This window comes from Streptomyces sp. NBC_01197, assembly GCF_036010505.1.
Lineage (GTDB): Bacteria > Actinomycetota > Actinomycetes > Streptomycetales > Streptomycetaceae > Streptomyces.
In genome coordinates this window covers 799,684-825,462 of record NZ_CP108569.1, presented here as the reverse complement: position 1 = coordinate 825,462, position 25,779 = coordinate 799,684, and the positions used below count along the sequence as shown (strand labels likewise).

The following is a 25,779-nucleotide window of genomic DNA, read 5'->3' as shown; positions in this document are numbered from 1 at the left end:
CCGGACCATATGCCCAGCCGTTCCGCAGGCCCGGTGCGTGGTCGGCACGGGCGGTTCTCTCGGCTCTGTCAGCCCTGTTGGTCATGGGTGGCTCCGTCCGTCACGTCAGCTCCGTCAGTCATGTCGGCGCCGCCAGCCATATCGGGGCCGTGACACCAGCATAATTTTCGGCCGCGCGTACGAGCCCTCATACCAGAGCGGGACGCTCGGCGCGCAAGTTCGGCAACTAGACATCGAGCCCCACGGCGTGGCGACTACTGTGAGTGGCTGCTGATCAACAGGGAGACGCGTCAGGTGAGTTGCCTTCCCTGTCGGTGAGCCCTGGTATCCCACGTACCGAGGACGCTGATGTCTCAACTTCGCGCACCCGAAGCGCGGAACGACCGGCCGGAAGGCGGACGGCACGGCCGGGCGGGCAACCGCCCGGCCTCCCGGCCGGGCTCCTCCGCGGCCCCGTCCGCCCGCCGCTCGCGGTCCGTACCGCCGACACCCGAGGCCCGCATACGGCCTCAGCTGCTGCGTACCGCCATTCTTCCCACCGTCGTAGCGGCCCTGAGCGGCACCGCGGCCGTCGTCTACACGATCCACTCCGCCGGGGTCCACCCCTCGGTGGCACTGCGCGGGGTGCTGGCCGGATGCGCAGCGCTCGCGGCAGCCGCCATGGCCGCCGCCGCGCTGGGCGCCGACCGGGTCACCAGGACGGTGCTCGACCGGTGCAACGGGCTGCGCCGCTCCAGCGCGCGCGGCCAGGCCGACCTGCGGGCCGTGGTCGACCGGCTCAGCAGGGGGGAGGCCCCGCCCGGCGGACGGGGCGGTACCGCCGGGCCGTCCCGGGGCGACGCCTTCGACCTGCTCGCCGTTGAGCTGAACCGGGCCCAGGAAGCCGCCGTTGAGTCCGTGGTCCGGGCCGCGCGGATCGCCCCGCCCGCCGTGACCACGGTCGACGAGCAGAAGGTCGAGGTCTTCGTCAATCTCGCCCGGCGCCTCCAGTCGCTGGTGCACCGGGAGATCCAGCTGCTCGACGAGCTGGAGAACCAGGTCGAGGACCCCGAACTGCTCAAGGGCCTCTTCCAGGTTGACCATCTGGCCACCCGTATCCGCAGACACGCGGAGAACCTCGCGGTGCTCGGCGGCGCCATCTCCCGGCGCCAGTGGTCCAACCCGGTCTCCCTCACCGAGGTGATGCGCTCCGCCGTCGCCGAGGTCGAGCAGTACCCCCGCGTCAAACTGGTGCCGCCGGTCGACGGAACACTGCGCGGCCACGCCGTCGCCGACGTCATCCATCTGCTGGCGGAACTGGTCGAGAACGCCACGGTGTTCTCCGCCCCGCACACCCAAGTGCTGCTCCGTGCCCAGCACGTCACCGCCGGACTGGCCGTCGAGGTCGAGGACCGGGGCCTCGGCATGTCCGTCACCGAGACGGACCGGATGAACGCCCTGCTCGCCGAGCCCGACCAGGTCAACGTCGCCCATCTGCTCCAGGACGGACGGATCGGCCTGTACGTGGTCGCCGCGCTGGCCCGCCGGCACGGTGTCTCGGTCCGGCTCCAGACCAATATCTACGGCGGGGTCCAGGCGGTACTCGTCCTGCCCACCGCCCTGCTCGGCGCCGACGAGACCGGGCTCCGGACGGGGGCGGCCGGACGTACACCCCAGGCCCAGCAGACACTCCAGGCCCAGCAGACCCAGCAAGCACACCAGGTTCCGCAGGCGTCCCAGGCCCCACCGGCACCTCACACCCCACAGGCCCACCAGGAGTCTCCAGCACACCAGGCACCGCTCGTACCGGGACCGCGGTCGACGGAGGCACTGCTCCAGGCCGGGCCCCACTCGCCCCACGCCCCCGATGAGCTGATGGCCCCGTCCGGCCGTTCCGCCCCGCCGCTGCCCGTACGGAAGGCGGAGGGCGAGCGGCCCAACCCGGCCGCGGCGCTCCCGGGCGCCCACCACGGACCGCCGCCGGACGCCGGAGCCGTGACCGACAGCGCGCGGTACGCCACCGGGCCCCTGCCGCTGCTCTCGCCCGCGAACCGGCCCGATCTGCCCCGGCGCAGAAGCCAGCAGCACCTGGTCCCCCAGCTCAAGGACGCGCCGGCCCCCCGGCCCGACGAGGAGCACCCCGCCGTCCACGACCCGGGCCTGATGGCGGCCTTCCAGCGCGGCATCAGCCTCGCCGAGGCCGAGCCCGAGAGGCCGGACCACGGCCAACCGCCGTACTGCGACAACGATTTCCCCGACGGTTTCCCCGACGAATCCTCCAAGGAGGAGATGCACCATGGCGAGTGAAGCGCCGACCGCGCACGTGTCCGATCTCGACTGGCTGCTGAGCGGCCTGGTCCAGCGCGTCCCATTCACCCGCAACGCCGTCCTGCTCTCCGCCGACGGACTGGTGAAGTCCGTGCACGGGCTCGACGCCGACAGCGCCGACCACATGGCGGCCCTCGCCTCCGGCCTGTACTCGCTCGGCCGCAGCGCCGGAACCCGCTTCGGCGACAGCGGGGAGGTCCGGCAGGTGGTGGTCGAGCTGGACTCCACCCTGCTGTTCGTCTCCACCGCCGGTTCCGGCACCTGTCTCGCCGTGCTGGCCGGACGCGAGACGGACGCGGCGGTGCTCGGATACGAGATGGCCATGCTGGTGAAGAGCGTGCGGCCCTATCTGGTGACGCCGGCCCGCAGCCGGGTCGGCGCATCGAGCGCCACGGGGCGCTGAACGTGCCGTTCCAGCAGGACAGCCCATGGCTCGACGAGGCGGCCGGCAGGCTGATCCGCCCGTACGCCGTGAGTAACGGCCGCACCCGGCCCACAGCCCAGCTGGACCTGCTCTCCCAGGTGATGGCGACCGGGGTGCCGCTCCCGGCCCACTTCGGCCCCGACCACGCGCAGACACTCGGGCTGAGCGAGCGGCCCACTTCGGTGGCGGAGATCGCGGCCCATCTGCGGCTGCCCGTCGTCGTCGCCAAAGTACTGCTCTCCGACCTGATGGACAGCGGGGCGGTCACCACGCGTGCGCCCCGCCCCGACGAAGACCCCACCGACCTTTCCTTGCTGGAGGCAGTGCTCGATGGCCTACGACGACGGCTCTGATCCCTTCCCCACCGCACTCAAGATCCTGGTCGCGGGCGGTTTCGGGGTCGGCAAGACGACCTTCGTGGGAGCGGTCAGCGAGATCTCGCCGCTGAGCACGGAGGAGATGCTCACCCAGGCCGGTGAGCAGACGGACAGCCTGGAGGGGGTCGAGTCCAAGTCCACGACCACCGTCGCCATGGACTTCGGCAGGATCACCCTCGACCCGCGGCATGTGCTGTACCTGTTCGGCACACCCGGCCAGGAGCGCTTCTGGTTCATGTGGGACGAACTCTCCGCCGGCGCGCTCGGCGCCGTGGTGCTCGCCGACACCCGCCGCCTCGCCGAGTGCTTCGGCGCGATCGATTTCTTCGAGCAGCGGGGCATCGGATTCGTCGTCGCCGTCAACGAGTTCGACGGCGCCTTCCGCTACGGCCCTGACGAGGTCAGGGCAGCACTGGACCTGCGGGCGGACATCCCCGTGGTGCTGTGCGACGCCCGTATCGCCAGTTCGGGAATCCGCACCCTGGTCACCCTCGTGGGCCATCTGCTCGACACCGCGCCGGAAGCCCGTCCGGCAACAGACCCGGCAGCAGACCCGGTTACCGGTCAGGTATCGGATGCGGTCACCACCCAGGGAGTCCACCCATGACGTACGACCCGACCGGGCGGCTGCTGCTGACCCCCGTCGACCGGGACGCGACCGTCCGGGGCCGGCGGCTGCGCAGGCTCGGCCTGGGGCAGCACCCCGACCCGGTCTTCGACGAGTTCGCCCGGCGGCTCGCCGAGGCGACCGGCGCGCCGTACGCCCTGGTCAACTTCATCGACGAGAACCGGCAGTTCTTCGCAGGACTGCACACCCCCGCCGGGACGCACTCGGGCGGCGATCTGAGCACGGTGGCCGCGGCCTTCGGGATCAACCGCGTCATGGCGCGCGACCACGGGTACTGCCCGCATGTGGTCGCCCGCCGCAAGGCGCTCGTCCTGGAGGACGTCTGCGACTACCCGCGGTTCGCCGGGAATCCGGTGGTCGACGAGATCGGCATCCGCTCGTATCTGGGCGCGCCCCTCATCGACCGCACGGACACCGCACTCGGCGCGGTGTGTGTCGTGGACACCGTGCCGAGGCAGTGGGGGCTAGCCGGTCTGGCGACCATCAAAGCGGCGGCGGCTGAGCTGGTCGCGCAGATCCACCATCGCGAGGACGGCGGGATCTGATCGGCCGTCGCCGGCTCTCGACCAGCGGGACGGTCAGGCGGTCACGGTCGTGCCGTCCGGGAACTCCAGCTTGACCGAGCCGTCCCTGACCGTGACCGAGACCGACTCCTGGAGCGCCCTGGGGTGCACCGCGTCCCGCGAGAGGGCGACCAGACTGACGTGCACGCTCCGCCCGCCCGGATGTTGGCCGAGGCTCAGACACGGCGTTGAGGAGTGCGGGCCGTACGCGTTGGCCTGCACATCGCGTGCGACCGCCGCCTCCGCCCCGTCCCAGCCGTACAGCCCCACGAGTGCACTCGTCAGACCCTCCGCAGTGCGGGTCAGCGCCCACCCGGCGCCCTCATCGGACCAGGGGCGTTCCCCGGCGGCCACCGGATGGCCGCCCTCGCGTACGGTCACGCCCTGCGCGGCGTCCACCCGGTGCACCCGGATCTCCCAGGGGCCGTGCAGCACACTGGTCGTCCCGACCCGAGCCCCGGCGTCCTCGTACCAGGAGGACGCGGTCCGCCCCTCGCAGGCCAGCCGGTTGATCCGGCGCCGCCGCGACGGCACACCGTCCGGGCCGATCACCGCGAGATGGTTGTCCACGGCCCGCTCCCGCGCGTGCGGCGCCGACTCGGGCGCGGTCGCCGTGGAGTAGCCGAACGTGGCGTAGTGCGGGTCGTCCTCCGCCTCGCCCTGCGGCGGGTTGTGGTCGCTGCCGTGGTTGATGAGCCGGACGATGCCGTCGTCGCGGGTACCGTGCAGCAGCCAGCCCGGTGCGGGCAGCGCGGTGTACTGGTCCGACTCCTCGACGGGCAGGGCCTGTTCGCGCGCCGTCCAGGTGGGGTGGTCGGCCGGCAGCAGCAGCCCGAGGAAGCCCTTCGACGCCCAGTACGGAGAAGCGGGCCCCGAGTACGGCTGCGTCGCGGGCAGGAAGGTGTCGTACCAGCCCAGCGTGAGCAGCCCGCGCTCGTCGGGCACCCCGCGCTCCGCGAAGTGCCGCATGGTGCCCGACGCGAGGCGGCGGGTACGGCCGGGGGAGAGCGGGGTGCAGTCCGCCAGCGCGCCCATCCAGACCGGGGCGAGCGCCGCGTACCGGTAGGTGAGGGAGCGGCCCTGGTGCACGGGTGCGCCGTCGGCGCCGAAGAAGTGCTGGTAGCCGTCGAGGAACTGGCGGAGCCGCTCCCGGTAGACCTTGGTGCGCCCGGCGTCCGGGTCCTCACCGGCGATCCGGGACCAGAGCAGCGGATACAGATGGAGCGCCCAGCCGATGTAGTAGTCGAAGTTCTGCCCGTCGCCGTCGGTGTACCAGCCGTCGCCGACGTACCAGTCCTCGATCCGGTCGAGACCGCCGTCGATGTCCGACTGGCTGTACGGGGCGCCGACCGAGGCGAGGAACTGCTCGGAAACCACCTGGAACAGCCGCCAGTTGTTGTCCCACGTACGGCTGCCGACAAATCCGGAGAACCAGTCGACCACCCGCTCCTGGACCCGGGTATCCAGCTTGTCCCAGATCCAGGGGCGGGTCTCGTGCAGCGCCACCGCGACCGACGCGGCCTCCACCATCTGCTGGGAGCACTCGGTCAGCCTCGGCCAGACCTCGCGCGACTGCGGATCGGTGCCGGTGGCCAGGCCCTGCGCGTACCGCTCCACCAGCCGCGGGTCCGCCGCGTCGCCCGCCCCCGCGATCCGGAACGCGGCGAGCAGGAAGGAGCGCGCGAACCCTTCGAGACCGTCCGACACCACCCCCGACCAACTGCCGCGCCCCGGCAGCCGGTACTGCGCGAAACCGGGGGTGGCGTACGGCACGAGCGCGTCCAGCATCCGGTCGGCCAGCGCCTCCCAGTGGGCGCGGGTCCAGCCGGTGCGCGAGGAGAGGAGCCGGTCGGTCGGGGGCAGGTGGAGGAAGGGCGGCGTCATCCGGGTGGTGCTCCTGGGCTGTGGGAAGTGGGGGCCGGTACCGGCGGGGCCCGCAGGCCCCGCCGGCAACGGCGTCAGCGGAGTTCGGCGGTGTGCGTATGGCCGCGTGAACCGGCCACCGTGATCGTAAGGACCGGGCGGCGCCCGGTGGCGACGGTCACCGTACCGTCGGCCCGGACCACCTCCCGTACACGGAAGGGCAGTTCGAGCGTCAGCGTGTGCTGGTCGTGTCCGGGGTCGGCGACCGCGACCGAGAAACCGCCGCCGTGCCTGCGCAGCAGGACCGACGCCGGGCCGGAAGCGGTGAGACCCGCCGCGGTCCCCGCCTGCCAGAAGGTGGCCGCGGTCAGCCCGGTCCTGCCCACCTCGACCAGCTGCGCGGTGGCGTTGTTGGCCACGATCCGCACCGGCCGGCTGTGCGCCTGGACCGCGGTGGCGGCCGCGGACGCGCCGGGCAGCAGGATGTAGGCGTACGAGGCGTCGGTGGGGGAGACCCCGTGGTCGAGCCAGAGCGTCGCGTACCGGCGGGTGACCGGGGTGGCGGAACCGGCGGTGTCCGCGCCCGTGTCCAGATCGCTCCAGCGGCCGGTGCGCTCCTCGCGCAGCGCCTTCAGCGAGGTCCCCGAGGACGGGAACACATAGCCGCCGACCCCGTCCAAGTGGGCCCAGTGTGCGCCGTCGAACGTCCCGCTCCAGCCCTGGCCCGACGGCTGGCGCCGGCCGTCGACGGTCAGCCGCGGCTCCCCGGACGTGTGCAGATTGCGGTTCTCCACGACCGTCTCGATGGTGCGGCCGTCGCTCGCGGTGATGCCGGCGCCGAGCGCGATCACCGCGTTGTCGACGAGGAACCACGACTTGCGGGCCCGCAGTGTGCTGCCCTGCGCGGCCAGTTCCATGGCCGCCGCGCCGTACCGCCCGTCGAGCACCGCGCCGCCCGCGACGGTGTTCCCCGGCAGGTAGTACCCGCCCGCTGTGATGTCCGCGCGCCGCCGTGTGTCCACGGTGGTGCCGGGCAGCCGGTAGGGGTCGACGGTCGGCCAGAAGCCGTCGCCGAACTGGCCCAGGTCGTCGCCGGTGTAGAGGTACGCCATACCGTCACCGGTGTACCAGCCGTGCAGGTTCTCGCCGTTGCCCGCCTCGTAGGCGGCGATGCGCTTCGACGAGAGGGAGAGCGCCATGGACCAGCCGGGCCGCCGGTGCACCACCCGGTCCATGTCCGCGAAGACATGGTGGCCGGTCACCCGCTCCGCCGCGGTGACGCTCCGGTCCGCGAGCAGCTCCTTGGCGAGCGCCACCTGCGGGATCCCCACCAGACCGAGATAGGGGTCGGTGCGGTTGCGCTCGATCCAGCCCTTGACCGTCGCCCGCCAGCTGTCGGCGACGGAGGCGGGCGCGGCGCTCGCCAGCAGCAGGATGGCCGATACGGCTGCCGCGCCGTCGGTGTGGTCGGCGGCCCGCTCCCGCGAGATCGCCCGCCCGCGCACCGCGTCCATCATCAGCCCGTCGAAGATCACCGGTGAGAAGGTCCCGGTGACCGCCTCGTACATCACGGAGATATGCGGATCGCTCACCGCCCAGGGCGAACCGGCGAGCAGCGCGCTCATGTACGCGGCCCCGCCGAGCAGCACCGTGCCGTACGAGCCGGTGTACGCGACCGCGTCGTGCTGGATGAACGAGCCGTCAGCGTAGAAGCCGTCGCCCGAAGTGACTTCCTGGAACAGGCTGTTGAGCCCCTTGTCGCGTACGTCGGAGAGGCCGTCGCGGGCCAGCGCGACCTTCGCCGAGTCACGGGAGAGCAGCCCGTGCAGCGCCGTGATCACACACTTGTCCGCCCGGTTGGCGCCGGTCTCGGCCAGCGTCGGGGAGTTGGTGCGGCGGTCCGGATTCGGCGCGAACTTCTCCACGCTCGCCAGATGGGCCGCCAGGTCGTCGGCGGGGATGCGCGTCCGCAGGAGCACACAGTTGTCCAGCAGGGCGCGCGGCGCTCCGATCTCCCAGAACCACCAGTTGCCGCTCTCGCGCTTGTCCGGGTTGTACGCGGTGTCGTGCAGGAAGCGCAGCGCGGACACCAGCGCGTCCGCCACCTCGACGCTGCCGTTCAGCGCGGCGCCGGTGGTCGCCCAGGCGGTGGCGAGGGTCCGCAGCCGGGTGTAGCTCTGGCTGAACATCCCCGGATCGGTCACGGGCACGTAGTCCGGCCAGAGCGCGGTACGGGCGGCGGTGCGGTCGAGCCGCTTCCAGAAGTCGGCGGCCGACGCGTCGAGCGTGGCCAGCGCGGCGGCGAAGTCCGGGTCGGACGCGTCGAACTCGCCGCCGGTGATGAGCTGTTCGGCGCGGGCCAGCGCGGCCTCGTACATGTCAGTGGTGCCGGTGGTATCGGCTGCACTCCCGGTCGCGGCGGTGGTCCGGGCGGCGGCCTGTGCCGTTCCCGAGCCCGCCGCCCCGGCGATGACCGGGACGGCGACCGATGCGGCCCCGGCAGCCAGGAGCGTTCTCCTGCTGAGGGCGGAACGGTGCTGATCCATGGCGGTTCCCTTCGGTTCCGGAGTCGGTCGGGCGGTGTCAGTCGCTCAGCGAACTGGGGTCGACGGGCGGACTCGGCAGCCGCAGCGCTGCGATCTCGGCGACCCCGGTGGCATCGATGGGGAAGGCCCACTTCCGTACGAAGAAGTCCGTCAGGTCGTACCCCGACACCCGGCTGGCGTAGGTGGACAGTGCCCGGTACTGCCTGGCCTCCACGGCCGGGTCGTGGTCGTAGTCCTCGACCGGCGCGTCGTGCTGGTGCTCGGTGCGGACCAGCTGGTGCAGCCTCGGCCAGAAGTCGTCGCCGAAGGCCAGTTCCAGCTGGCGCAGCGGGACCAGCTGCTCGTACGGGCCGAACGTCGTCTCATAGGCGATGCCCGGCGTGCCGACCTTGGACGCCGCCGACTGGAACCAGTTGAGTCCGGTCTTCGCGTCCTTGGTGAGCAGGTTGGACGGCTGGCCCAGGGTGCGCTGGGCGGCCAGCGAGTAGATGTTGACGGTGACTTCGGTGAGCCCGCCCGCCTGGTACGCGGCCTGCTGGTTGAGGTGGCCCAGCTCGTGGTAGAGCCCCCAGCCCCGGGTGCGCAGCCCCTGCACGGTGCAGAGGCGGTCCATATAGGCGCGGGGGAAGCCGTTGAAGCCGTGCCAGGCGTAGGCGCCGACCCCCTTGGGCACGACGCTCACCTCGTTGAAGTGGTACCGGCCGGCCTTGGGGCGGTTCAGCGGCGTCGAACCGTCCAGGCCGCTGATTCTGTTGTGCGAGTCGATGATGGTGTCGAAGAGCCCCAGCAGCGCGGCGTGGTCCTCACCGCGGTAGAGCAGCGCGCCCTCGCGGGTCAGCGTCAGGATGGTGTGCCCGGTGGTCAGCTCCACCCACGGCACATCGGTGACGGTGTCCAGCTGCCGCTGGAAGTCCGCCTCGGAGGTGCGCCCCAGCTCGAAGCCGGCCATCCGCGCCGTGCCGGAGACGAAGGTGACAGCCGCCTGCTGACCGTGTCCTGCGAAGCTCAGATAGAGGGGGCCGCCGTAGACGTCGGACACGGTGTTGAGCCCGGGGCGCAGCGGGAACACGCGAGGTGCCTTGAGATCGGGGTTCGTGTTGTAGTCGTCGAAGGTACCGATGTGCAGGACGGGCCGCACCCCGTGCCCCGGCCGGATCCGCACGGTGACCTGTGCGCCGGGGGCGGCGTAGCGGCCGGTCGGGACGAACTCGCTGGCGCGCAGCGACCGGTCGAGCCGCAGCCGCTCGGTCTCCGCGTCCGGGAAGGCCTCGATCAGCAGCGAGGAGCCGTCGGGGGAGAGGTCGCCCGCCGGACCGCCGGTTCGGGCGGCGGGGCCGACCGCGGAAGCGTTGCCCCCGCCGAGCAGGGTGATGGCTCCGGCACCCGCCAGCGCGGCGAGCGCGGAGCGGCGGCTGACCGCGGAGGTGGTGAGGGGCAGGTGGGCAGGGCGCATCCGGACTCCCAGGGTGGCAGAGGTGGTGGAGTGGCGTACGAACTGCGCGTCAGCATGTAAGCGGTTGCTATCAACCCGCAAGAGGATCGGGGAAGTTACTGTCTTTTACTATGGCCAACTGGGGACAGGCCGTGAGTAAGCGGTCACGCCCGGCGGCCGCGCGCCGGCGGCGGAGCCACGGAATCGCGTACCACGAGATGGGTGCCGAGCCGTACGGTCCCGGTGGTCGGCTCCCGCCACTCGTCCTCGTCGCCGCCGGACACCGCGAGCCGTACGGCCTGACGCCCCATCTCCTCCAGCGGGATGTGCACGGTCGTCAGCCGGGGCCGCAGCTCCTGTGCCACCGGAATGTCGTCGTACCCCGCCAGTGACATGTCCTGCGGCACCCGGACGCCCGCTTCCTCCAGGGCCTGGGCCGCCCCGGCCGCCACGATGTCGTTCGCCGCGAAGACAGCGGTGAAGTCCGGTCCTTCCCGCAGGAGTTCGGCCATCCGGCGGCGCCCGAAGGCGCGGCTGAACGAGCCGAGCTGCTCCAGCTCGGGATCCCGGGCCACGCCGCGCAGCTCCAGCGCGCGGCGGTGCCCGGCGAGCCGGTCGCGGGTGGTGGAGAGGCCGGGCGGGCCGCCGAGGTAGAGGATGCGTTCGTGGCCCTGGGTCAGCAGATGGTCGGTGATGGCGAAGGCGCCGCCCTCGTTGTCGTACTCGACGGCCGCGCCGCGCGCCTCCTCGCCGAGCGACGGCCGCCCGCACAGCACCAGCTTCGATCCGCCGGACTCCAGGTCGCGGGCCCGGCGGCCCAGTTCGGCGGTGTGCGCGCGGTCGGCGACGCTGCCGCCGACGACGACCACGGCGTCGGCGCGCCGCTCGTGCATCAGCTCGATGAAGGCCAGCTCGCGCTCGGGGTCGCCCTGGGTGCAGCAGACCAGGCAGAGCCGTCCGCCGAGGCTCGCCTCCCGCTCCACGCCGCGGGCGATATAGGCGTAGAAGGGGTCGATCAGCTCGTTGACGATGATGCCGACCGTGCGTCCCGACACCCCGGCCAGCGCGCGGGCGTGCGCGTTGACGACATAACCCAGCTCGCGCATCGCCTCCTCGACCCGCTCCCGGGTCGCTGTGGCCACCGGGTAGTTGCGGTTGAGTACGCGGGAGACGGTCGCGGTCGACACCCCCGCCAGCCGCGCCACGTCCGTGACGGTCGCGCGTCGTCGGCCGTCGGCTGCCGAGGTCTGGCGGCGCATCCGTCCCACCCCCTGGTTGTCGTCCTGTGCCGCTGAGCTTATGGCCTGCGGGACGGGGCTGTTCATGCGATCCGCTCCAAGTCGGCCAGGTGTACGGGGTGATTGAACGGCAGCCCGTCGGCGTAGCGGCACAGCTCGTCCACGGCGAGCGCGCCGAGCCTGCCGACCTCGTTGCCCTGCGCGCCCGCCATGTGCGGGGTGATGAACACATTCGGCAGGTCCCACAGCGGGTGTCCCGGGGGCAGCGGCTCGGGGTCGGTCACATCGAGTACGGCGTCGAGCCGGCCGCTGACCAGGTGCCCGGTGAGCGCCTCGGTGTCGACCAGGCGGCCGCGCGCCGTGTTGACCAGGAGGGTGCCCGGGCGCATCAGTCCGATCCGCCGCGCGTCGAGCAGATGCCGGGTCACGGGTGTGTCGGGTGCGTGCACGGTCACCACGTCGCTGGTTGCCATCAGTGTGTCGAGATCGGTGGAGGCGGCTCCCAGCAACTCGGCTTCGGCGGAGGTGACATAGGGGTCGTACAGCAGGACGTCCGCTTCGAGCACCCGGAGCAGTTCGATCACCCGGCGGCCGATCCGGGAAGCGCCGATGACGCCGATGGTCAGGCCGTGCGTACCGATCCAGTGCTGCCGGTGGAGGTCGGCGGCGGTGCGGTGGGTGCGGCGCTCGCGGAAGAGCGCGGCGAACGGGAAGGCGCGCTTGGCGCCCATGATGATCGCCGCCAGGGTGAACTCCGCGACCGGTACGGCGTTGGCGTCGGCCGCCGACGACACGGCGACCCCGCGTTCGTACGCCTCCCGGGCGAGGAACGTCTTGACGGTGCCCGCGGCGTGGATGACGGCCCGCAGTTCCGGCGCTCGCTCCAGCAGGCCGGCGTCGATGGGCGGACAGCCCCAGCCGGTGAGCAGCACCTCGGCGCCGGCCAGTGCTGCGGCGGCGTCGGGGGAGCTGAACTCCCTGATGACATAGGGCGGATGAAGATCGGCCGACTCCTCAAGACGGGCCCGCACCCGTGGCGGGAAGATGTCGTCGATCAGTCCGGGGTCCATGGCCAGTACGGTGCGAGGCCGCCGCGGGGGCGGGTCCGGCTCGTCCGTACCGGTCTGGGCCGGTGCCTCGTCGGTGGTTCGCACCCTGCCTCCGGACAGTAAACGCGTTCTATTGATGGGCGGCACGCTAGGGAGCGCAGGCGTCACACGTCAAGCGATCTGCACGGCCACCTGCCCTTTTTACGCCGCTATTTGGGGACCTTCCCGGGCGATCTTCCTGGTCGAAACATTGAGTAACGCAGACGTTTCTTCCGATCCCTTGACGGTGGGGTTAACCGCTTACTACGTTGCGGCGGCAGAAGGCTCGCTCTGCGCCACCCCAGCCGAACAGGACCGCACCATGGCTGAAACAGCACCTCCAATGCCGCTGGACAAGCGGCGCAGGAAGTCCAAACCACCAGCAGCGCCATCCTCACCCGTGGTCGCCCAGCACCGGCTGTCCCTGTGGCAGCGGATCAAGCGCGACAAGGTGATGTTGCTGCTGACCCTGCCCGGACTGCTGTACTTCGTGGTGTTCCACTACATTCCGCTGCTCGGCTACATGGTCGCCTTCCAGGACTACCAGCCGTACCTGGGATACATGCACAGCGCGTGGACGGGCTTCGCCAACTTCTCCGGCGCGTTCGCCGACCCGGCCTTCTGGTCGGCGACCGCGAACACGGTGGAGATCGCCTTCGTCCAGCTGATCTTCTTCTTCCCCGTGCCGATCGCGCTCGCCCTGCTGCTCAACAGCATCGTCAGCGACAAGCTCCGCCGGTTCATCCAGAGCGTGGTCTATCTGCCGCACTTCATCGGCTGGGTCATCATCGTCTCGATCTTCCAGCAGGTGCTGGGCGGCGCCGGGCTGCTGCCCGACCTCCTCGGGGATCTGGGGCTGCCCCGCTACGACATGATGAGCGACCCGAACGCCTTCCCCTGGCTGATCGCCCTCCAGTCCATCTGGAAGGACGCGGGCTGGGGGACGATCATCATCCTCGCCGCGCTGCTCGGGATCGACAAGCAGCAGTACGAGGCGGCGGCCATCGACGGCGCCAGCCGCTGGCGCCGGCTGTGGCACGTCACGCTTCCCGGCATCGCCCCGGTGATCATCCTGCTGCTGATCCTCAACCTCGGCCAGATCCTCTCCGTCGGCTTCGAGCAGATCCTGCTCCAGCGCGACGCGGTCGGCCCCGGCTCCGGTGAAGTACTCGACACCTACGTCTACTACCACGGCATCAAGGACAACCAGTGGGGCATCTCGGCGGCCGTCGGCCTGGTGAAGGCAGTCGTGGGGACCGTCCTCGTCCTGGGCGCGAACAAGTTCGCCCACCGTCTCGGCCACGAAGGGGTGTACCGCGGTGCGGACAGCTGAGAAGTCACCGGCGAAAGCCCCCGTCACCGCGGCGCCCCTGGCCGCGGCGCCTGTGATCAGGCCGTCGGACGGCCGCCCGCCGTGGATGGAGCGGCCTACCCGTCTCGGCCTCACGGGCAAGGGCGTCGTGCTGGTCCTCGTCGTGGTCGCCGTGGCCTACCCGCTGCTGGGCGTGATCGGCACGAGCTTCGCCTCGCAGACCGACATCATCAAGTCCACCGGTCTCGTCCTGTGGCCCGACCACCCGACGCTCGACGCGTACCGCACCATCTTCACCGGCGGTGTCGTGACCCGGGCGCTCCTGGTGAGTGTGGGCATCACGGTGTTCGGTACGGCGGCCAGCCTGCTGGCCACCATCGGCATGGCGTACGGCCTCTCCCGCCGCAGTGTCACCGGCTCCCGCTTCATCCTGATGACGGCTCTGTTCACGATGCTCTTCAACGCCGGCATCATCCCGAACTTCCTGCTGGTCAACCAGCTCGGCCTCTACAACACGTACGCCGCCCTCGTCATCCCCACCCTGATGAGCGCCTTCAACCTGGTCGTGCTGCGCGCCTTCTTCATGAACCTGCCCGAGGAGCTGTACGACGCGGCGCGCGTCGACGGCGCCGGGGACTTCCGCATCCTGCTCCAGGTCGTCCTGCCGCTCTCCAAGGCGGTCATCGCGGTCGTCGGCCTCTTCTATGCCGTCGCGTACTGGAACGCCTTCTTCAACTCGCTGCTGTACCTCCAGGATTCGGACAAGTGGCCGCTGCCCATGGTGCTGCGGACCTTCGTCCTGCAGGGCCAGAGCCTCAGCGGCGCCGCGGCGGGCGAGAGCGTCGCCCCGCAGGAGGCCGTGCAGATGGGCGTCCTGGTGGTCGCCGTCGTACCGATCCTGCTCGTCTACCCGTTCGTCCAGCGCTACTTCACCAAGGGCGTACTCACCGGCGCCATCAAGGGCTGAACCCGCGTCTGCGGCTGAACCCGCCTACGCCACCCCCCGGCCCTCCCTCCCTTCTCTCAAGGAGATGTCCGTGCCGAGCTCCACTCCGATGAACCGCAGAACTCTCTTCCGCATGGGAGCCGGCATAGGCCTCGGCCTCGCCGCGACCCCGCTTCTCGCCGCCTGCGGCGACGGCGGTACGGCCGCCAAGGCCGAGGCCAAGAGCGCCGGCCTGCTGCCCACCACCACGGTGCGCAACATCGGCCTGAAGCCCGACCTGCCGGGTACGGCCGCGGGTGTGCCGCAGGCCTTCTACCGGTACCCGGCCTCCACACCGCGCGCCACCAAGGGGCAGGTCCTCAAGGGCGCGAAGCCCATCTCGGCGGCGATGGAGACCTTCTCCCCGCCGCCCCCGGCGCGCGGGAAGAACGCGGCCTGGCAGGCGATCGAGAAGCTGCTCGGCGGGAAGGTCGACGTCACGGCGGTCCCGACCGACGACTACTCGACCAAGTTCACCACGATGGTCGCGAGTGACACCCTGCCGGACATCTTCATGTATCCGGAACTCGGCGGAGTCGACAACAAGGCGGCGTTCTGCGCGGCCAAGTGCGCTGATCTGACGCCGTTCCTGGCCGGTGACAAGGTCAAGGACTATCCCAACCTCGCGGCGATACCGCAGGCGGCCTGGGAGGGCGCCATCTTCGGCGGGAAGCTCTACGGCGTTCCGATCTCCCGGATGGGCACGGGCGGCGCGGGCTTCTACCGCCACGATCTCTTCGCCGAGGTCGGGATATCCAGCCTGGACGAGATCACCAGCCTCGACAAGTTCGTCGAGGTCTGCAAGGAGCTGACCCGTCCGAAGAAGGACCAGTACGCCATCATCGCGAGCGCCACCAACCTGCTCGCCATGTCGGCGGGCGCGCCGTTGTACTGGCGGATGGACGCGAAGACCGGCAAGTTCGTGACGGACCTGGAGACCGACGAGTTCCGCCTCGCCGTCGAGACGTCCCGCAAGCTGTACAAGGCGGGCTGCTACTACCCGGGCACGATCGGTATGTCGGGGGCGCAGAAGTCGCAGTACACCGACATGTTCAAGAACGGCAAGGGTGCCTATGTGTACGACGGGATGCCGTCGTACTACACCCCCAGCACCGGTTATGTGGCGGCGATGGCGGCCGTCAACAAGAAGTTCGACCCCCGGCCCATCACCCCGTTCAGCCCCAAGGCCATCGCCTGGATGGACAACGTCGCGCTCCAGAACACTCACATCAAGAAGGCGTCCACCGAGCGCGTCAAGCAGCTCCTCGCACTCGCCGACTTCGCCGCGTCGCCGTTCGGCAGCCTGGAGTACACGCTGATCAACTACGGCGTGGAGGGCACCGACTTCACCCGTGACGCCAAGGGCAACCCGACCCTCACCAAGCGGGGCAGCCAGGACGCCACCGTCCCCTGGAAGATGCTCGCCTCCGCCGTCCCGGCCGTGTTCAGCACGGACACCGAGAAGGGTGTGCGGTACGTCCACGAGGCGTACGCCAAGATGATCCCGGTCATGGAGCAGGACCCGACCCTCAAGGTCTCATCGCCTACCTGGGACTCCAAGGGCTACGGCAGCCTCTACACCCTCAAGCTGGACGGCCTCAAGGACATCGTCTCCGGCCGCAAGCCCATGTCGTACTACGACCAGCTGACGAAGCAGTACCTGGCGCACGGCGCCGAGCAGGCCCGCCACGAGTTCGAAGAGGCCGTCCAGAAGGGGAAGAAGTGACCACCAGACGCACCGTCCTCCAGCTCGGCGGCGCGGCAGTGGCCGCCGCCGCGGCCGTACCGGTCATCGGCACGCCCGCCCTGGCCCGTTCCTTCGATCCGGAGCCCGGCTCCAGTGGTGTCGGCGACCCGCTCTTCCCGACTCTCGGCAACGGCGGCTACCAGGTCACGCACTACGACCTGACCTTCGACTTCACCCCGGTGACCTACGACTTCACCGCCGCCGTACGGATATCGGCGCGGGCCACCCAGGATCTGTCCGCCTTCAACCTGGACACCGACGGCCACACCATCGACGCGGTCACCGTCGACGGCGCCGCAGCCCGCTGGGAGCTGTCGGCAGGCAGCAGCGGCCAGGAACTGACGCTCACCCCGGCGCGCCCGCTGCACGACGGACGGCCCTTCACCGTCGAGATCCGCTACCACGGCAACGGCAAGACCAAGCGGCTCGGCCTCAACGGCTGGGTGTTCGGCAGCGAGGGCGGCTTCGCGTCCGCTGTGCAGTCCTCCCGTGCCGACACCTTCCTGCCCTGCAACGACACCCCGTCCTCCAAGGCCACCTGGGCCTTCCACATCAGCGCCGCCAAGGGCTATGTGGCCGCCGCCAACGGCGAGTTGCTGCACCGGACCCCGCGCGCCGACGGGTCATCGGTCTGGCACTTCGCGCTCCGCGAACGGATGCCCACCGAACTGCTCGGCATCGCGGTCGTCAAGGGCACCTATCTGTACGGCAGCAGCCACAGGGGCCTGCCGCTGCGCCACATCGTGCCGCAGGGCCACGAGGACACCTACGCGCCGATCGTCGCGCGCACCGCTGACCATCTGGCCTGGCTGGAGGCGAAGTTCGGACGGTTCCCGTTCTCCACCTACGGGCTCCACATCTACGACGGTTACACCGACGCGCTGGAGAACCAGACCCTCACCCTGATGGGCACCAACTGGTTCAAGCTCAACGCCGACGGCAACCCGACGTACGAGAACACGATGGTCCACGAGATGACCCACCAGTGGTTCGGCGACTCCGTCACCCCGCACGACTGGCAGCAGGCCTGGCTCAACGAAGGGCCCGCCACCTACTACGCCGCCGTGTACAGCGAGGAGCGCGGCTGGTCGGTCGTCGCGGACAAGATGAAGGCCACCTACGGGACACTGGACGCGGTCCGCGCCAAGGACGGCCCGCCGGGACTGCCCAAGGCGCTCGGCGGCACCAACATCTACGACGGCGGGGCGCTCGTCCTGTACGCGCTCAACCAGCAGGTCGGGCAACGTACGTTCGACCGGATCATGCGCGAGTGGGTCCGGCGCTTCAAGGACTCGACGTACACCAGCGAACAGTTCATCCGGCACACCGTCGACGTCACGGGCGACCGCACCCTGGACCGTTTTCTGCGCGACTGGCTGTTCGGCGCCACCAACCCGCCGATGCCGGGCCACCCCGACTGGAAGGCTGCCGCATGAACCGCCGCACCACCCACCGCCCGGCCACCGACCGCCCGGCCGCCCGGCGCATCGGCACCGCACTCGCCGCCGTCGCGGCAATGCTCGCCACCGCGCCGCTCGCGCAGGCCGCCGGCCCCACGCACACGGACACCCTGTACGCGGCCCCGCACGGCGCCGGAACGTCCTGCACCCACAGCCGCCCCTGCTCCCTGGACGGCGCCCGCGACAAGGCCCGCACCCTCGACGGCGATGACGTCACCGTGCAGCTCGCCGGGGGTACGTACACCCGCACCGCGGCCCTGAAGCTCACCGCGGCCGACTCCGGCACCACCTGGACCGCGGCGCCCGGCGCCCGCCCCGTCCTCTCCGGCGGCCGCACGGTCACCGGCTGGACCCGGACGTCCGGCGGGACCTGGACCGCCCGGGTGCCCGACGGCATCACACCGCGACAGCTCTTCGTCAACGGCGTCCGGGCCACCCCCGCCCGCGGCGGAGCCTGCGCCGCCAGTGTCTGCGACGCCACGAAGACCGGCATGACCGGAGCGAAGGCCACCGGGATCGCCGACTGGAAGCGGCCCACCGACGCCGAGGCCGTCATCAAGGTCCGCTGGCGCAACTACCACTGCCGGATCGCCGGGGTCAGCGGCGACAACCTGACCTTCGCCCAGCCCTGCTGGACCAACTCGGCGAGCGGCACCAACCGCACCGGCCCCGCCTGGGACTCCACGGCCGTGGACTCCACACGCTACTCGGGCGTCGCGTTCTTCGAGAACGCGCCCGAACTCCTCGACCAGCCGGGCGAGTTCGTCCACGGCTCGGCCACGCACACCATCACGTACCTGCCGCGCAAGGGCGAGAACATGCGGCACGCCACGGCCGTCACTCCCGCCACCGAGCAACTGGTGACGGTCGACGGCGCGCACGACGTCGCCATCCGGGGGATCGGCTTCGCGTACGCCGCGTACCACCAGCCGGACACCGACGAGGGCTACGCCGGGATGCAGGCGGGACTCACCCTCACCGGCGCCACCGGTCCTGTCGACCACTCGGGCCGCTACTACACCAAGCCGTCGGCCGCGCTCACCGTGCACGGCGGCCGCCATGTCACCGTCGCCGGGGCGTCGTTCACCCACCTCGGCGGAGCCGGTGCGATCCTCGAAGCCGGTACGAAGGACTCCGGGATCACCCGCTCCGACTTCACCGACCTGTCGTCGGGCGCCGCGTACATCGGCGACACCGACCCCATGCCGGCCCCCGAACTGGCCGGTGAACGCAACACGTTCGCCTACAACACGGTCACTCGCGCAGCAGTCGAGTACACCGACGCGGCGGCGGTCTGGGCAGGCTACGAGGCCGGACTCACTGTCGACCACAACACCCTCGACCAGCTTCCCTACTCCGGCATCTCGGTCGGCTGGGGCTGGAACCAGCCCGACTCCCAGAAGTCGGTGCTGCGCGACAACAGGATCACCGACAACCGCATCACCAATGTGATGCAGGTCAAGGACGCCCAGCACGACGGCGGCGCGATCTACACCCAGGGCGCCCAGCCCGGCACGGTGGTCTCGGGGAACTACATCAACCGCTCCGCGTACGGCAACACCGAGCGCGACGGCAACGGCATCTACCTCGACGAGCAGTCCTCGTACATCGCCGTCGAGAACAACGTCCTGACCCGGCTCGGCTACAAGTGGGTCTCCAACTGGGCCGATTACGGCATCAAGAACACCGCGCGCAGGAACTGGACCGACACCGACGCACCCGCCATGGCGGGTGCCGGCTCGACCATGAGCGACAACCACACCCGCCTGGAGGAGCTCCCGGCGGCCGCGCTGAAGATCGCCTCGGCGGCCGGCGCGCACCGTGGCCCCGTCGAGCAGCTCAGCCCCGACCTGGCCCGTACCGGCACCGCCACCCAGTCGTCCACCGACGGGGCAGCCGCCGCACTCGCCATCGACGGGGACACCTCGACGGACACCCGGACGCTCTCCGAGCAGGGCGCCTGGTGGCAGGTGGATCTGGGGTCCGTGCGGCACGTCGGCAGGATCGAGATCTGGAACGACGCATCGACCACGACGGCCGGCTTCGACGTCCGCACGGACGACAAGACCGTCCACGTCAGCGGCAAGGCGCTGCGGCCCACGGTGCTGGACCTGAACACCGACACCCGGTACATGAAGATCCAGCTCACCGGCACCGGACGGGTCGGGCTCGCCCAGGTCGCCGTCCACCCGTAGGACTGTCGTAGCTCGTAGCTCGTAGCTCTCAGCGGCAGTCCGCAGGCGGCCCTTTCGGGGGCCCGCTCCACCCGCACCAGTGAAGGAAGCCCATGTCCGACCTCCGTATCGGCGTCCTCGGCTACGGCCTGCGCGGCAGCATCGCGCGCACCGCCCACCGCCCCGGAGCCGGCTCGCGCGTCACCGCACTCGCCGACCCCGGCCCGGCCGCCCGTACGGAGGCGGCCACGGCCTTCCCCGGCGCACTGATCACCTCCGACCACCGCACCGTCATCGACGCCCCGGACATCGACGCGGTCCTGGTCGTCACCCCCGACCACACCCACGCCGAGCTCGCCTGCGAAGCGCTGCGCGCGGGCAAACCGGTCTTCGTGGAGAAGCCGCTCGACATCACGGTCGAGCGGTGCGACGAGATCCTGCGCACCGCGTACGAGACCGGCACCCGTCTCTACATCGGGCACAACATGCGCCACATGCCGGTCGTCCGGCTGATGCGCGACCTCATCGCGGCCGGCACGATCGGCGAGGTCAAGACCGTCTGGGTCCGGCACTTCGTCGGCTACGGCGGCGACTGGTACTTCAAGGACTGGCACGCCGAGCGCAAGTACACCACCGGACTGCTGCTCCAGAAGGCGGCCCACGACATCGACGTGCTGCACTGGCTGGCGGGCGGTTACGCACGCGACGTCCAGGCCATGGGGGACCTGATGGTCTACGGCGACAACCCGCACCGCCGCGAGCCCGGTGAGCCCAAGGCCGCCGACTGGTACACCAAGGACGGACACTGGCCGCCGCACACCCAGCGCGCGCTGAACCCCGTCATCGACATCGAGGACGTCTCCCTGCTGAACATGCGCCTGGACAACGGCGTGCTGGCCTCCTACCAGCAGTGCCACTTCACCCCCGACTACTGGCGCAACTACACCGTGATCGGCGACGCGGGCCGACTGGAGAACTTCGGCGACGGGCCGGGCAGCCAGGTGAAGGTCTGGAACGCCCGCCGCTCCGTCTACCGGGAGGACGCCGACGAGATCCACGCCGTCCCGGAAGCGCAGGACGAGGCGGGCCATGGCGGCGCCGACCCACTGCTGATGGACGAGTTCGTGCGGTTCGTGCGCGAGGGCGGCCGCACCGACACCTCACCGGTCGCCGCCCGGATGGCGGTGGCCGCCGGGGTACGGGCCACGGACTCGCTCCGGGACGGCGGGACCCCACGCCGGGTCACCCCGCTCGACCCGGCGCTCGCGGACTACTTCGACCGCGGGCAGCAGCGCAGGTGACCGGCGGGGGAGGGGCGCCGGGCCGCCGCCCGCGGCCCGGCCGCGGGGCTCACCCCTGCGGCCGGACGGCCCCGGTCAGGAATCCGGTGATGCTCCGGTGCAGCGAGGCGGCGTCCAGGCCGTGCGCGGCGACATGCTCCTCGATCTGTCCGTACCGCCGCAGCTCCTTCCTGCCCACCCCGAGGCCGAGCACCCGGTGCGGCCGGTCGGCCAGGGCGTCGTTCGCCGCGGCTGTCGACGTACCCGCCAGACACGGCTCGACCAGCACCACGTCGGCCCGGTCGGGGGCCTCGGTGGCCCAGCGGAGGGCGGCGCCGTCGAAGGGCCGCACGGTCGTCGCGTACAGCACGGTGACGTCCATGCCCTCCGTCGCCTCCAGAACTGCGTCCAGCATCGGCCCGACCGCCGCCACCACCCCGCCGTGACCCTCCCGGACCGTGTGGAATCCGCCCCCGGTGACCGGCTGCGGCCGCCGGTTGGCCTGCGCCGACAGCCGTACGTACACCCGGTCGTCCCCGCGCACGGCCCGGCGCAGCAGGGCCTCCGCCTCGTCGGGATGGCCCGGTACGTGCACGGTCCACCCGTCGAGCGTGTCGAGGAGCGCCACATCGCCTGGCGACATATGGGTGAAACCGCCGGCCGGCCAGTCGTATGATCCACCGGCGCTGACCAGCACGGCTCCCACACCCTGGTGCCCGAGGTCCAGCTTGACCTGCTCGAAGGGGCGCTCGACCAGGAAGCTGGCGAAGGTGTGCACGACCGGGCGCATCCCGGTCAGCGCCATCCCGGCGCCCGCACCGATCAGCAGCTGCTCCCGGATCCCCACATTGATCACCCGGCCGGGGTGGGCGCGTGCCGCGTCGGCGAAACCGTCGCGGGTGATCTCGGCCAGTACGACGGCGAGCCGCGGGTCCTCGTCCAGCAGCCGCGACGTGGTGGCGGCGAAGCGCTCACGCATGTTGTCCATGACAAATCCCTCTCGGATGGTCCCGCTCAGGCGTTCTTGGGCTCGACCCGGGCGACCACGGCGTGCGGCCGGCCCGGATGCGGTGCGGTGAAGGCGGCGTACAGCTGCTCGTGGTCCCGCCCGTCGACGGTCTCGACGGACCACCCGGCCGCCGCGAAACGGGCCGCGATCCCACCGGGGGTGCCGTAGCTGGCGGACGCGTTGTCGATCACGACGGTGTGCAGCTGATCGAGGCCGGCGGGCCCCGCGTAGGCGATGGCCTCGTGCACCGAGCCCTCGTCCATCTCGGCGTCCCCGATCAGCACCCACACCCTGGGCTCGGTGAGCCGCTGCGCCCGCAGCCCGAGCACCGTTCCCACGCCGAGCGGCAGCCCGTGCCCGAGCGAGCCGCTGCCGATCTCGGCACCGGGCACGAGCAGCCGGTCGGGGTGGTGGCCGAGCGGCGAGTCGTACGAGCCGAATCCCGTCAGCAGCTCGTCGGGGAAGAACCCCTTCGCGGCGAGGACCGCGTAGTACGCCATGGGGCCGTGCCCCTTCGACAGCAGGAAGCGGTCCCGGCCCGGCGCCGAGACGGTCTGCGGCGTGACCCGCAGCACCCGGTCGTACAGCACCCAGAGCGCGTCCAGGGTCGAGGTCGCCGCAGGCCCGTGCTTTTCGTCGCCCGTCATGAGGGCCATCAGCCGGTTCAGGTCTGTGTCCGTGTCCATGCGGCCGACGATCCAACATCAAGCGCACTTGAGGTCAAGCGGAACGGCCGGGGAATCGAGTTCGTGACCACCGGCTGAAGTGCGGTATCGTTTCGGTGCACGTTCGGCCGGGCAAGCCCGCGCCGGATAGGGCATCGGGACGTGGCGCAGCTTGGTAGCGCACTTGACTGGGGGTCAAGGGGTCGCAGGTTCAAATCCTGTCGTCCCGACTCGAAAGAGTCGCAAGGCAGGGCTGGTTTCGGAGGTATCCGAAACCAGCCCTTGGTCATTTCCGGGGTCCAGTCGCCTTGTCCGGCGTCAGCGGGTCATGGCCCCAGGTCGGGCATGGCGGAGCCACTTGGGCTCGGGGGTAACCCGAGCATGGGCTGCATCATCGCGAGCGTGAGCAGTTCGGCATCGCTCAGACGCGGTGCGATAGCAACGGCCGGGCGGTCGGGTGCCAAGTGGCCGTCTTGCCCCGCGGACGCATGAGCCAGAGCCTCCCGCCCACCGGCTTGCCGCGGATCCCGGCCCGCCACCAGCGCCGCCACCGCCCACAGCCGCGAATCAGCCAGAGCCGAACTGCACGTTCAGGCCGGTGGCGGTACGGCGTGGTCGTGGATGTGGGTGATCACGGCGTCCAGGGCCGCTTCGAGGGCGTCGGTGGTGTGCTGGGCTTGTGCGAGGACAAGCCCGCCCTGCACTGCCGCCAGCAGGGCGAGGGACAGTGTGGTGGCATCGGTCTCCGGCCGCAGGGCGCCGTTGTCGACCATGGCGTCCAGGCCGGCGTGAATCGCCTCGGACCACACGGTGAAGCTGGCGGCCAGGGCTTCGCGCGCCCACGGATGGTCGTCGGACAGCTCGCTGGACAGGCTGCCCAGCGGGCAACCCCCGGCCCCGTTCTGCCGGCGGGCGGCGTCGACCACTACTTCGCGCCACGACCGCAACGCCTCGATGCTGTCGAGCCTGGCCAGCAACGGTGCCTGGTGGGACAGGATCGCCTCGGACTGGAATGCGATGACCGCGCGGGTGAGGTCGTCCTTGTCGGTGAAGTAGTGATAGATCTGCGATGAGCTGACCCCGGCGGCATCGCGGACTGCGGGGGTGCTGGTGCCCGCCACGCCGTGGCGGTACATGAGGTCGGCCGCGGCAGCGACGATCCGCTCGCGCGTGGCGCGCCCCTTCCGTGTGCTGGGCTCCTCCTGCGGCGCTGCACGTGTCGGCATTGAACCTCCTCAAGGCTGGACTTGACTATCCAATCTACCCTCCCTTAGATTGGATAGGTCGATCCAATTTAAGGGAGGTGGTGAGTGAGTACTGAGTCGACAACGATTGCTGATCAAGGGTGGAACCGTGGAACCTCGGGCATCGGGCGGGCGACCGCGCAACTGTTCTGCCGACGCGGCCACGTTGATCGTCGGCCGCGACGAGGGCCGGGGCAAGGAGGTCGCCGCCGGGACCGGCGGGCGCTTCACCCGCGCCTATCCACGCGCTGACCGTCCGCTGCTGACCGTTCGTCACTGTCCTTCCGCAGTCGACCAAATGTGAGGGAAACAGCATGATTCTGGTTACCGGCGCGACCGGCACGGTCGGGTCAGAAGCCGTGCGGCTGCTGTCCGAACGGCACCAGCCCGCCCGGGCATTGGTCCGCGACCCGGACCGTGTGACGAACCGCACCGACCTCGCCGACGAAGTCGAGATCGTCACTGGCGACTTCGACCGCCCGGACACGCTGGACGCGGCCCTGCACGGCATCGACACCGTCGTGCTGGTGAGCCCGGCCGTGCCGGCCCAGGAGATCGCGGTCATCGACAGCGCGGTCCGGCAGGGCGTATCGCACATCGTCAAGATCACCAGCAAGGCGTCAGTCGATTCCCCGGTCGACCGGCGGCGTGGACAGGCGCGGATCGAGGCGTACCTCGCGGCCACGGGCGTGGCGCACACGCTGCTGCGCTCGAACGCGTACCTGCAGAACCTGCTCGCGCTGGCCCCGGTGATCCGCCAGACGCGGGGTTTTGTGATGTCGGCGGGCGACGGACAGGTCGGGATGATCGACGCCCGGGACGTCGCCGCCGCCGCGACGGCCATCGCCACCGCGCCGGGCGGGCACGCGGGCCGCACCTACTGGCTCACCGGCTCTGCTCTGATCACCTACTCCGACATCGCCAAAGAACTCTCCGCGACACTGGGACACGAGATCGAGTACCGCCAGATCCATCCGGACGAACACCGGGCGGCGATGATCGAGGCGGGCGTCCCGGAGCCCGTCGCGACCTCCAATACCCAGGCGTTCGGGCTGATCGCCGACGGCGACGCGGCCTGGCTGAGCGGCGACGTGGCGACCCTCACCGGCACTGCGCCGCGCAGCCTGCACGCCTTCACCACCGAGCACGCCGCGGCCTTCGCCTGAGGCGGGAAAGCAGCGAGATCCACGACTCCCGGGAGTGAGATGACTTCCCGGCTCCTCACCGGCCCGCCGCAGGCGTTCGGGCCTGAGTTGATCAGGCAACTGCTGGCTCGCGGGGCCGAGTCGCGGCCATCACCGACCTCTCATGCAGGTGTCGAGCATGGCGCGGCGTGGTCCGGGCGGCGGTCGGCCGGTCGGCGAGTCCCGGCAGGGAGGGGGCGAGACGGGTGGCGAGCGCGTGCCCGGTGCCAGTAGGGCCACTGGATCGCTCTGT

General features: G+C 70.8%; 20 protein-coding genes, 1 tRNA gene and 1 pseudogene. 13 read left to right on the top strand and 9 right to left on the bottom strand.

Annotated elements, in window-relative coordinates; translation table 11 throughout:
* The first annotated feature begins 348 nt into the window (after window positions 1–348).
* From OG452_RS03705 to OG452_RS03685, 5 genes are read left to right on the top strand one after another with little or no spacing between them, the layout of a single operon-like run.
* A complete protein-coding gene (locus OG452_RS03705) occupies window positions 349–2,286 on the top strand; it encodes a sensor histidine kinase (protein WP_327294158.1) in 1,938 nt (645 codons plus the stop codon).
* A complete protein-coding gene (locus OG452_RS03700) occupies window positions 2,276–2,710 on the top strand; it encodes a roadblock/LC7 domain-containing protein (protein ID WP_327294157.1) in 435 nt (144 codons plus the stop codon). The genes OG452_RS03705 and OG452_RS03700 overlap by 11 nt, the downstream gene beginning before the upstream one ends.
* 2 nt (window positions 2,711–2,712) lie before the next feature.
* Window positions 2,713–3,084, top strand: coding sequence for a DUF742 domain-containing protein (locus OG452_RS03695; RefSeq protein ID WP_327294156.1), 372 nt, complete (start codon window positions 2,713–2,715; stop codon window positions 3,082–3,084).
* The gene (locus tag OG452_RS03690; protein WP_327294155.1) at window positions 3,062–3,715 is read left to right on the top strand and encodes a GTP-binding protein; all 654 of its coding nucleotides are present in this window, start codon (window positions 3,062–3,064) and stop codon (window positions 3,713–3,715) included. The genes OG452_RS03695 and OG452_RS03690 overlap by 23 nt, the downstream gene beginning before the upstream one ends.
* Complete coding sequence (locus OG452_RS03685; RefSeq protein ID WP_327294154.1) at window positions 3,712–4,281, top strand: GAF domain-containing protein; 570 nt, start codon at window positions 3,712–3,714, stop codon at window positions 4,279–4,281. Before OG452_RS03690 ends, OG452_RS03685 begins: the two co-directional genes overlap by 4 nt.
* Window positions 4,282–4,314: 33 nt before the next feature.
* On the opposite strand, the gene OG452_RS03680 is transcribed toward OG452_RS03685, so the two are convergent.
* The 5 genes from OG452_RS03680 to OG452_RS03660 all read right to left on the bottom strand — a co-directional run bounded on the left by OG452_RS03680 (window position 4,315) and on the right by OG452_RS03660 (window position 12,448).
* The gene (locus tag OG452_RS03680) at window positions 4,315–6,183 is read right to left on the bottom strand and encodes a DUF2264 domain-containing protein (protein ID WP_327294153.1); all 1,869 of its coding nucleotides are present in this window, start codon (window positions 6,181–6,183) and stop codon (window positions 4,315–4,317) included.
* Between the two features lie 74 nt (window positions 6,184–6,257).
* The gene (locus OG452_RS03675; protein ID WP_327294152.1) at window positions 6,258–8,708 is read right to left on the bottom strand and encodes a polysaccharide lyase 8 family protein; all 2,451 of its coding nucleotides are present in this window, start codon (window positions 8,706–8,708) and stop codon (window positions 6,258–6,260) included.
* Window positions 8,709–8,745: 37 nt separating this feature from the next.
* Window positions 8,746–10,161 carry a M60 family metallopeptidase gene (locus OG452_RS03670; protein WP_327294151.1) on the bottom strand — a complete coding sequence of 472 codons (1,416 nt, stop codon included), beginning with the start codon at window positions 10,159–10,161 and terminating at the stop codon, window positions 8,746–8,748.
* Between the two features lie 143 nt (window positions 10,162–10,304).
* On the bottom strand, window positions 10,305–11,399 hold the full coding sequence (locus OG452_RS03665; protein WP_327299497.1) for a LacI family DNA-binding transcriptional regulator: 1,095 nt from the start codon (window positions 11,397–11,399) through the stop codon (window positions 10,305–10,307).
* Between the two features lie 62 nt (window positions 11,400–11,461).
* Window positions 11,462–12,448, bottom strand: a complete 987-nt coding sequence (locus OG452_RS03660; RefSeq protein ID WP_327299496.1) for a hydroxyacid dehydrogenase — start codon at window positions 12,446–12,448, stop codon at window positions 11,462–11,464.
* Window positions 12,449–12,788: 340 nt separating this feature from the next.
* On the opposite strand from OG452_RS03660, the gene OG452_RS03655 reads away from it, so the two are divergent.
* The 6 genes from OG452_RS03655 (at window position 12,789) to OG452_RS03630 (ending at window position 21,445) form a co-directional block, all read left to right on the top strand.
* Window positions 12,789–13,799 carry an ABC transporter permease gene (locus OG452_RS03655; RefSeq protein WP_327294150.1) on the top strand — a complete coding sequence of 337 codons (1,011 nt, stop codon included), beginning with the start codon at window positions 12,789–12,791 and terminating at the stop codon, window positions 13,797–13,799.
* An 85-nt stretch (window positions 13,800–13,884) separates the two neighbouring features.
* The gene (locus OG452_RS03650) at window positions 13,885–14,745 is read left to right on the top strand and encodes a carbohydrate ABC transporter permease (RefSeq protein ID WP_327299495.1); all 861 of its coding nucleotides are present in this window, start codon (window positions 13,885–13,887) and stop codon (window positions 14,743–14,745) included.
* Window positions 14,746–14,815: 70 nt separating this feature from the next.
* A complete protein-coding gene (locus OG452_RS03645; RefSeq protein WP_327294149.1) occupies window positions 14,816–16,489 on the top strand; it encodes an extracellular solute-binding protein in 1,674 nt (557 codons plus the stop codon).
* Entirely contained in the window at window positions 16,486–17,946 is a 1,461-nt protein-coding gene (locus tag OG452_RS03640; RefSeq protein ID WP_327294148.1) for a M1 family metallopeptidase, read from the top strand. Before OG452_RS03645 ends, OG452_RS03640 begins: the two co-directional genes overlap by 4 nt.
* On the top strand, window positions 17,943–20,165 hold the full coding sequence (locus tag OG452_RS03635) for a galactose-binding domain-containing protein (RefSeq protein WP_442809946.1): 2,223 nt from the start codon (window positions 17,943–17,945) through the stop codon (window positions 20,163–20,165). Before OG452_RS03640 ends, OG452_RS03635 begins: the two co-directional genes overlap by 4 nt.
* Before the next feature lie 92 nt (window positions 20,166–20,257).
* A complete protein-coding gene (locus tag OG452_RS03630) occupies window positions 20,258–21,445 on the top strand; it encodes a Gfo/Idh/MocA family protein (protein WP_327294147.1) in 1,188 nt (395 codons plus the stop codon).
* A gap of 49 nt (window positions 21,446–21,494) precedes the next feature.
* Here OG452_RS03630 and OG452_RS03625 read toward each other — a convergent pair whose 3' ends face one another.
* Complete coding sequence (locus OG452_RS03625) at window positions 21,495–22,412, bottom strand: transketolase family protein (protein ID WP_327294146.1); 918 nt, start codon at window positions 22,410–22,412, stop codon at window positions 21,495–21,497.
* A gap of 26 nt (window positions 22,413–22,438) precedes the next feature.
* Window positions 22,439–23,119, bottom strand: a complete 681-nt coding sequence (locus OG452_RS03620) for a transketolase (protein ID WP_327294145.1) — start codon at window positions 23,117–23,119, stop codon at window positions 22,439–22,441.
* Between the two features lie 135 nt (window positions 23,120–23,254).
* Between OG452_RS03620 and OG452_RS03615 the strand changes: the two genes are divergently transcribed.
* A tRNA-Pro gene (locus tag OG452_RS03615) sits at window positions 23,255–23,328 on the top strand.
* A 109-nt stretch (window positions 23,329–23,437) separates the two neighbouring features.
* Here the strand turns inward: OG452_RS03615 and OG452_RS03610 are convergent.
* Together OG452_RS03610 and OG452_RS03605 are read right to left on the bottom strand one after the other, a co-directional pair.
* Window positions 23,438–23,562, bottom strand: a pseudogene (locus OG452_RS03610) (IS982 family transposase); the annotation flags it as partial.
* Between the two features lie 126 nt (window positions 23,563–23,688).
* Entirely contained in the window at window positions 23,689–24,324 is a 636-nt protein-coding gene (locus OG452_RS03605) for a TetR/AcrR family transcriptional regulator (RefSeq protein ID WP_327294144.1), read from the bottom strand.
* A 332-nt stretch (window positions 24,325–24,656) separates the two neighbouring features.
* On the opposite strand from OG452_RS03605, the gene OG452_RS03600 reads away from it, so the two are divergent.
* The gene (locus tag OG452_RS03600; RefSeq protein ID WP_327294143.1) at window positions 24,657–25,508 is read left to right on the top strand and encodes an NmrA family NAD(P)-binding protein; all 852 of its coding nucleotides are present in this window, start codon (window positions 24,657–24,659) and stop codon (window positions 25,506–25,508) included.
* The last annotated feature ends 271 nt before the right edge of the window (window positions 25,509–25,779 follow it).

Bases quoted from the DNA above. Each gene is read 5' to 3' on its own strand.
- OG452_RS03705 (WP_327294158.1), top strand. From the start codon at position 349: ATGTCTCAACTTCGCGCACCCGAAGCGCGGAACGACCGGCCGGAAGGC.
- OG452_RS03700 (WP_327294157.1), top strand. From the start codon at position 2,276: ATGGCGAGTGAAGCGCCGACCGCGCACGTGTCCGATCTCGACTGGCTG.
- OG452_RS03690 (WP_327294155.1), top strand. From the start codon at position 3,062: ATGGCCTACGACGACGGCTCTGATCCCTTCCCCACCGCACTCAAGATC.
- OG452_RS03685 (WP_327294154.1), top strand. From the start codon at position 3,712: ATGACGTACGACCCGACCGGGCGGCTGCTGCTGACCCCCGTCGACCGG.
- OG452_RS03680 (WP_327294153.1), bottom strand. From the start codon at position 6,183: ATGACGCCGCCCTTCCTCCACCTGCCCCCGACCGACCGGCTCCTCTCC.
- OG452_RS03675 (WP_327294152.1), bottom strand. From the start codon at position 8,708: ATGGATCAGCACCGTTCCGCCCTCAGCAGGAGAACGCTCCTGGCTGCC.
- OG452_RS03670 (WP_327294151.1), bottom strand. From the start codon at position 10,161: ATGCGCCCTGCCCACCTGCCCCTCACCACCTCCGCGGTCAGCCGCCGC.
- OG452_RS03665 (WP_327299497.1), bottom strand. From the start codon at position 11,399: ATGCGCCGCCAGACCTCGGCAGCCGACGGCCGACGACGCGCGACCGTC.
- OG452_RS03660 (WP_327299496.1), bottom strand. From the start codon at position 12,448: ATGGACCCCGGACTGATCGACGACATCTTCCCGCCACGGGTGCGGGCC.
- OG452_RS03655 (WP_327294150.1), top strand. From the start codon at position 12,789: ATGGCTGAAACAGCACCTCCAATGCCGCTGGACAAGCGGCGCAGGAAG.
- OG452_RS03650 (WP_327299495.1), top strand. From the start codon at position 13,885: ATGGAGCGGCCTACCCGTCTCGGCCTCACGGGCAAGGGCGTCGTGCTG.
- OG452_RS03635 (WP_442809946.1), top strand. From the start codon at position 17,943: ATGAACCGCCGCACCACCCACCGCCCGGCCACCGACCGCCCGGCCGCC.
- OG452_RS03630 (WP_327294147.1), top strand. From the start codon at position 20,258: ATGTCCGACCTCCGTATCGGCGTCCTCGGCTACGGCCTGCGCGGCAGC.
- OG452_RS03625 (WP_327294146.1), bottom strand. From the start codon at position 22,412: ATGGACAACATGCGTGAGCGCTTCGCCGCCACCACGTCGCGGCTGCTG.
- OG452_RS03620 (WP_327294145.1), bottom strand. From the start codon at position 23,119: ATGGACACGGACACAGACCTGAACCGGCTGATGGCCCTCATGACGGGC.
- OG452_RS03605 (WP_327294144.1), bottom strand. From the start codon at position 24,324: ATGCCGACACGTGCAGCGCCGCAGGAGGAGCCCAGCACACGGAAGGGG.
- OG452_RS03600 (WP_327294143.1), top strand. From the start codon at position 24,657: ATGATTCTGGTTACCGGCGCGACCGGCACGGTCGGGTCAGAAGCCGTG.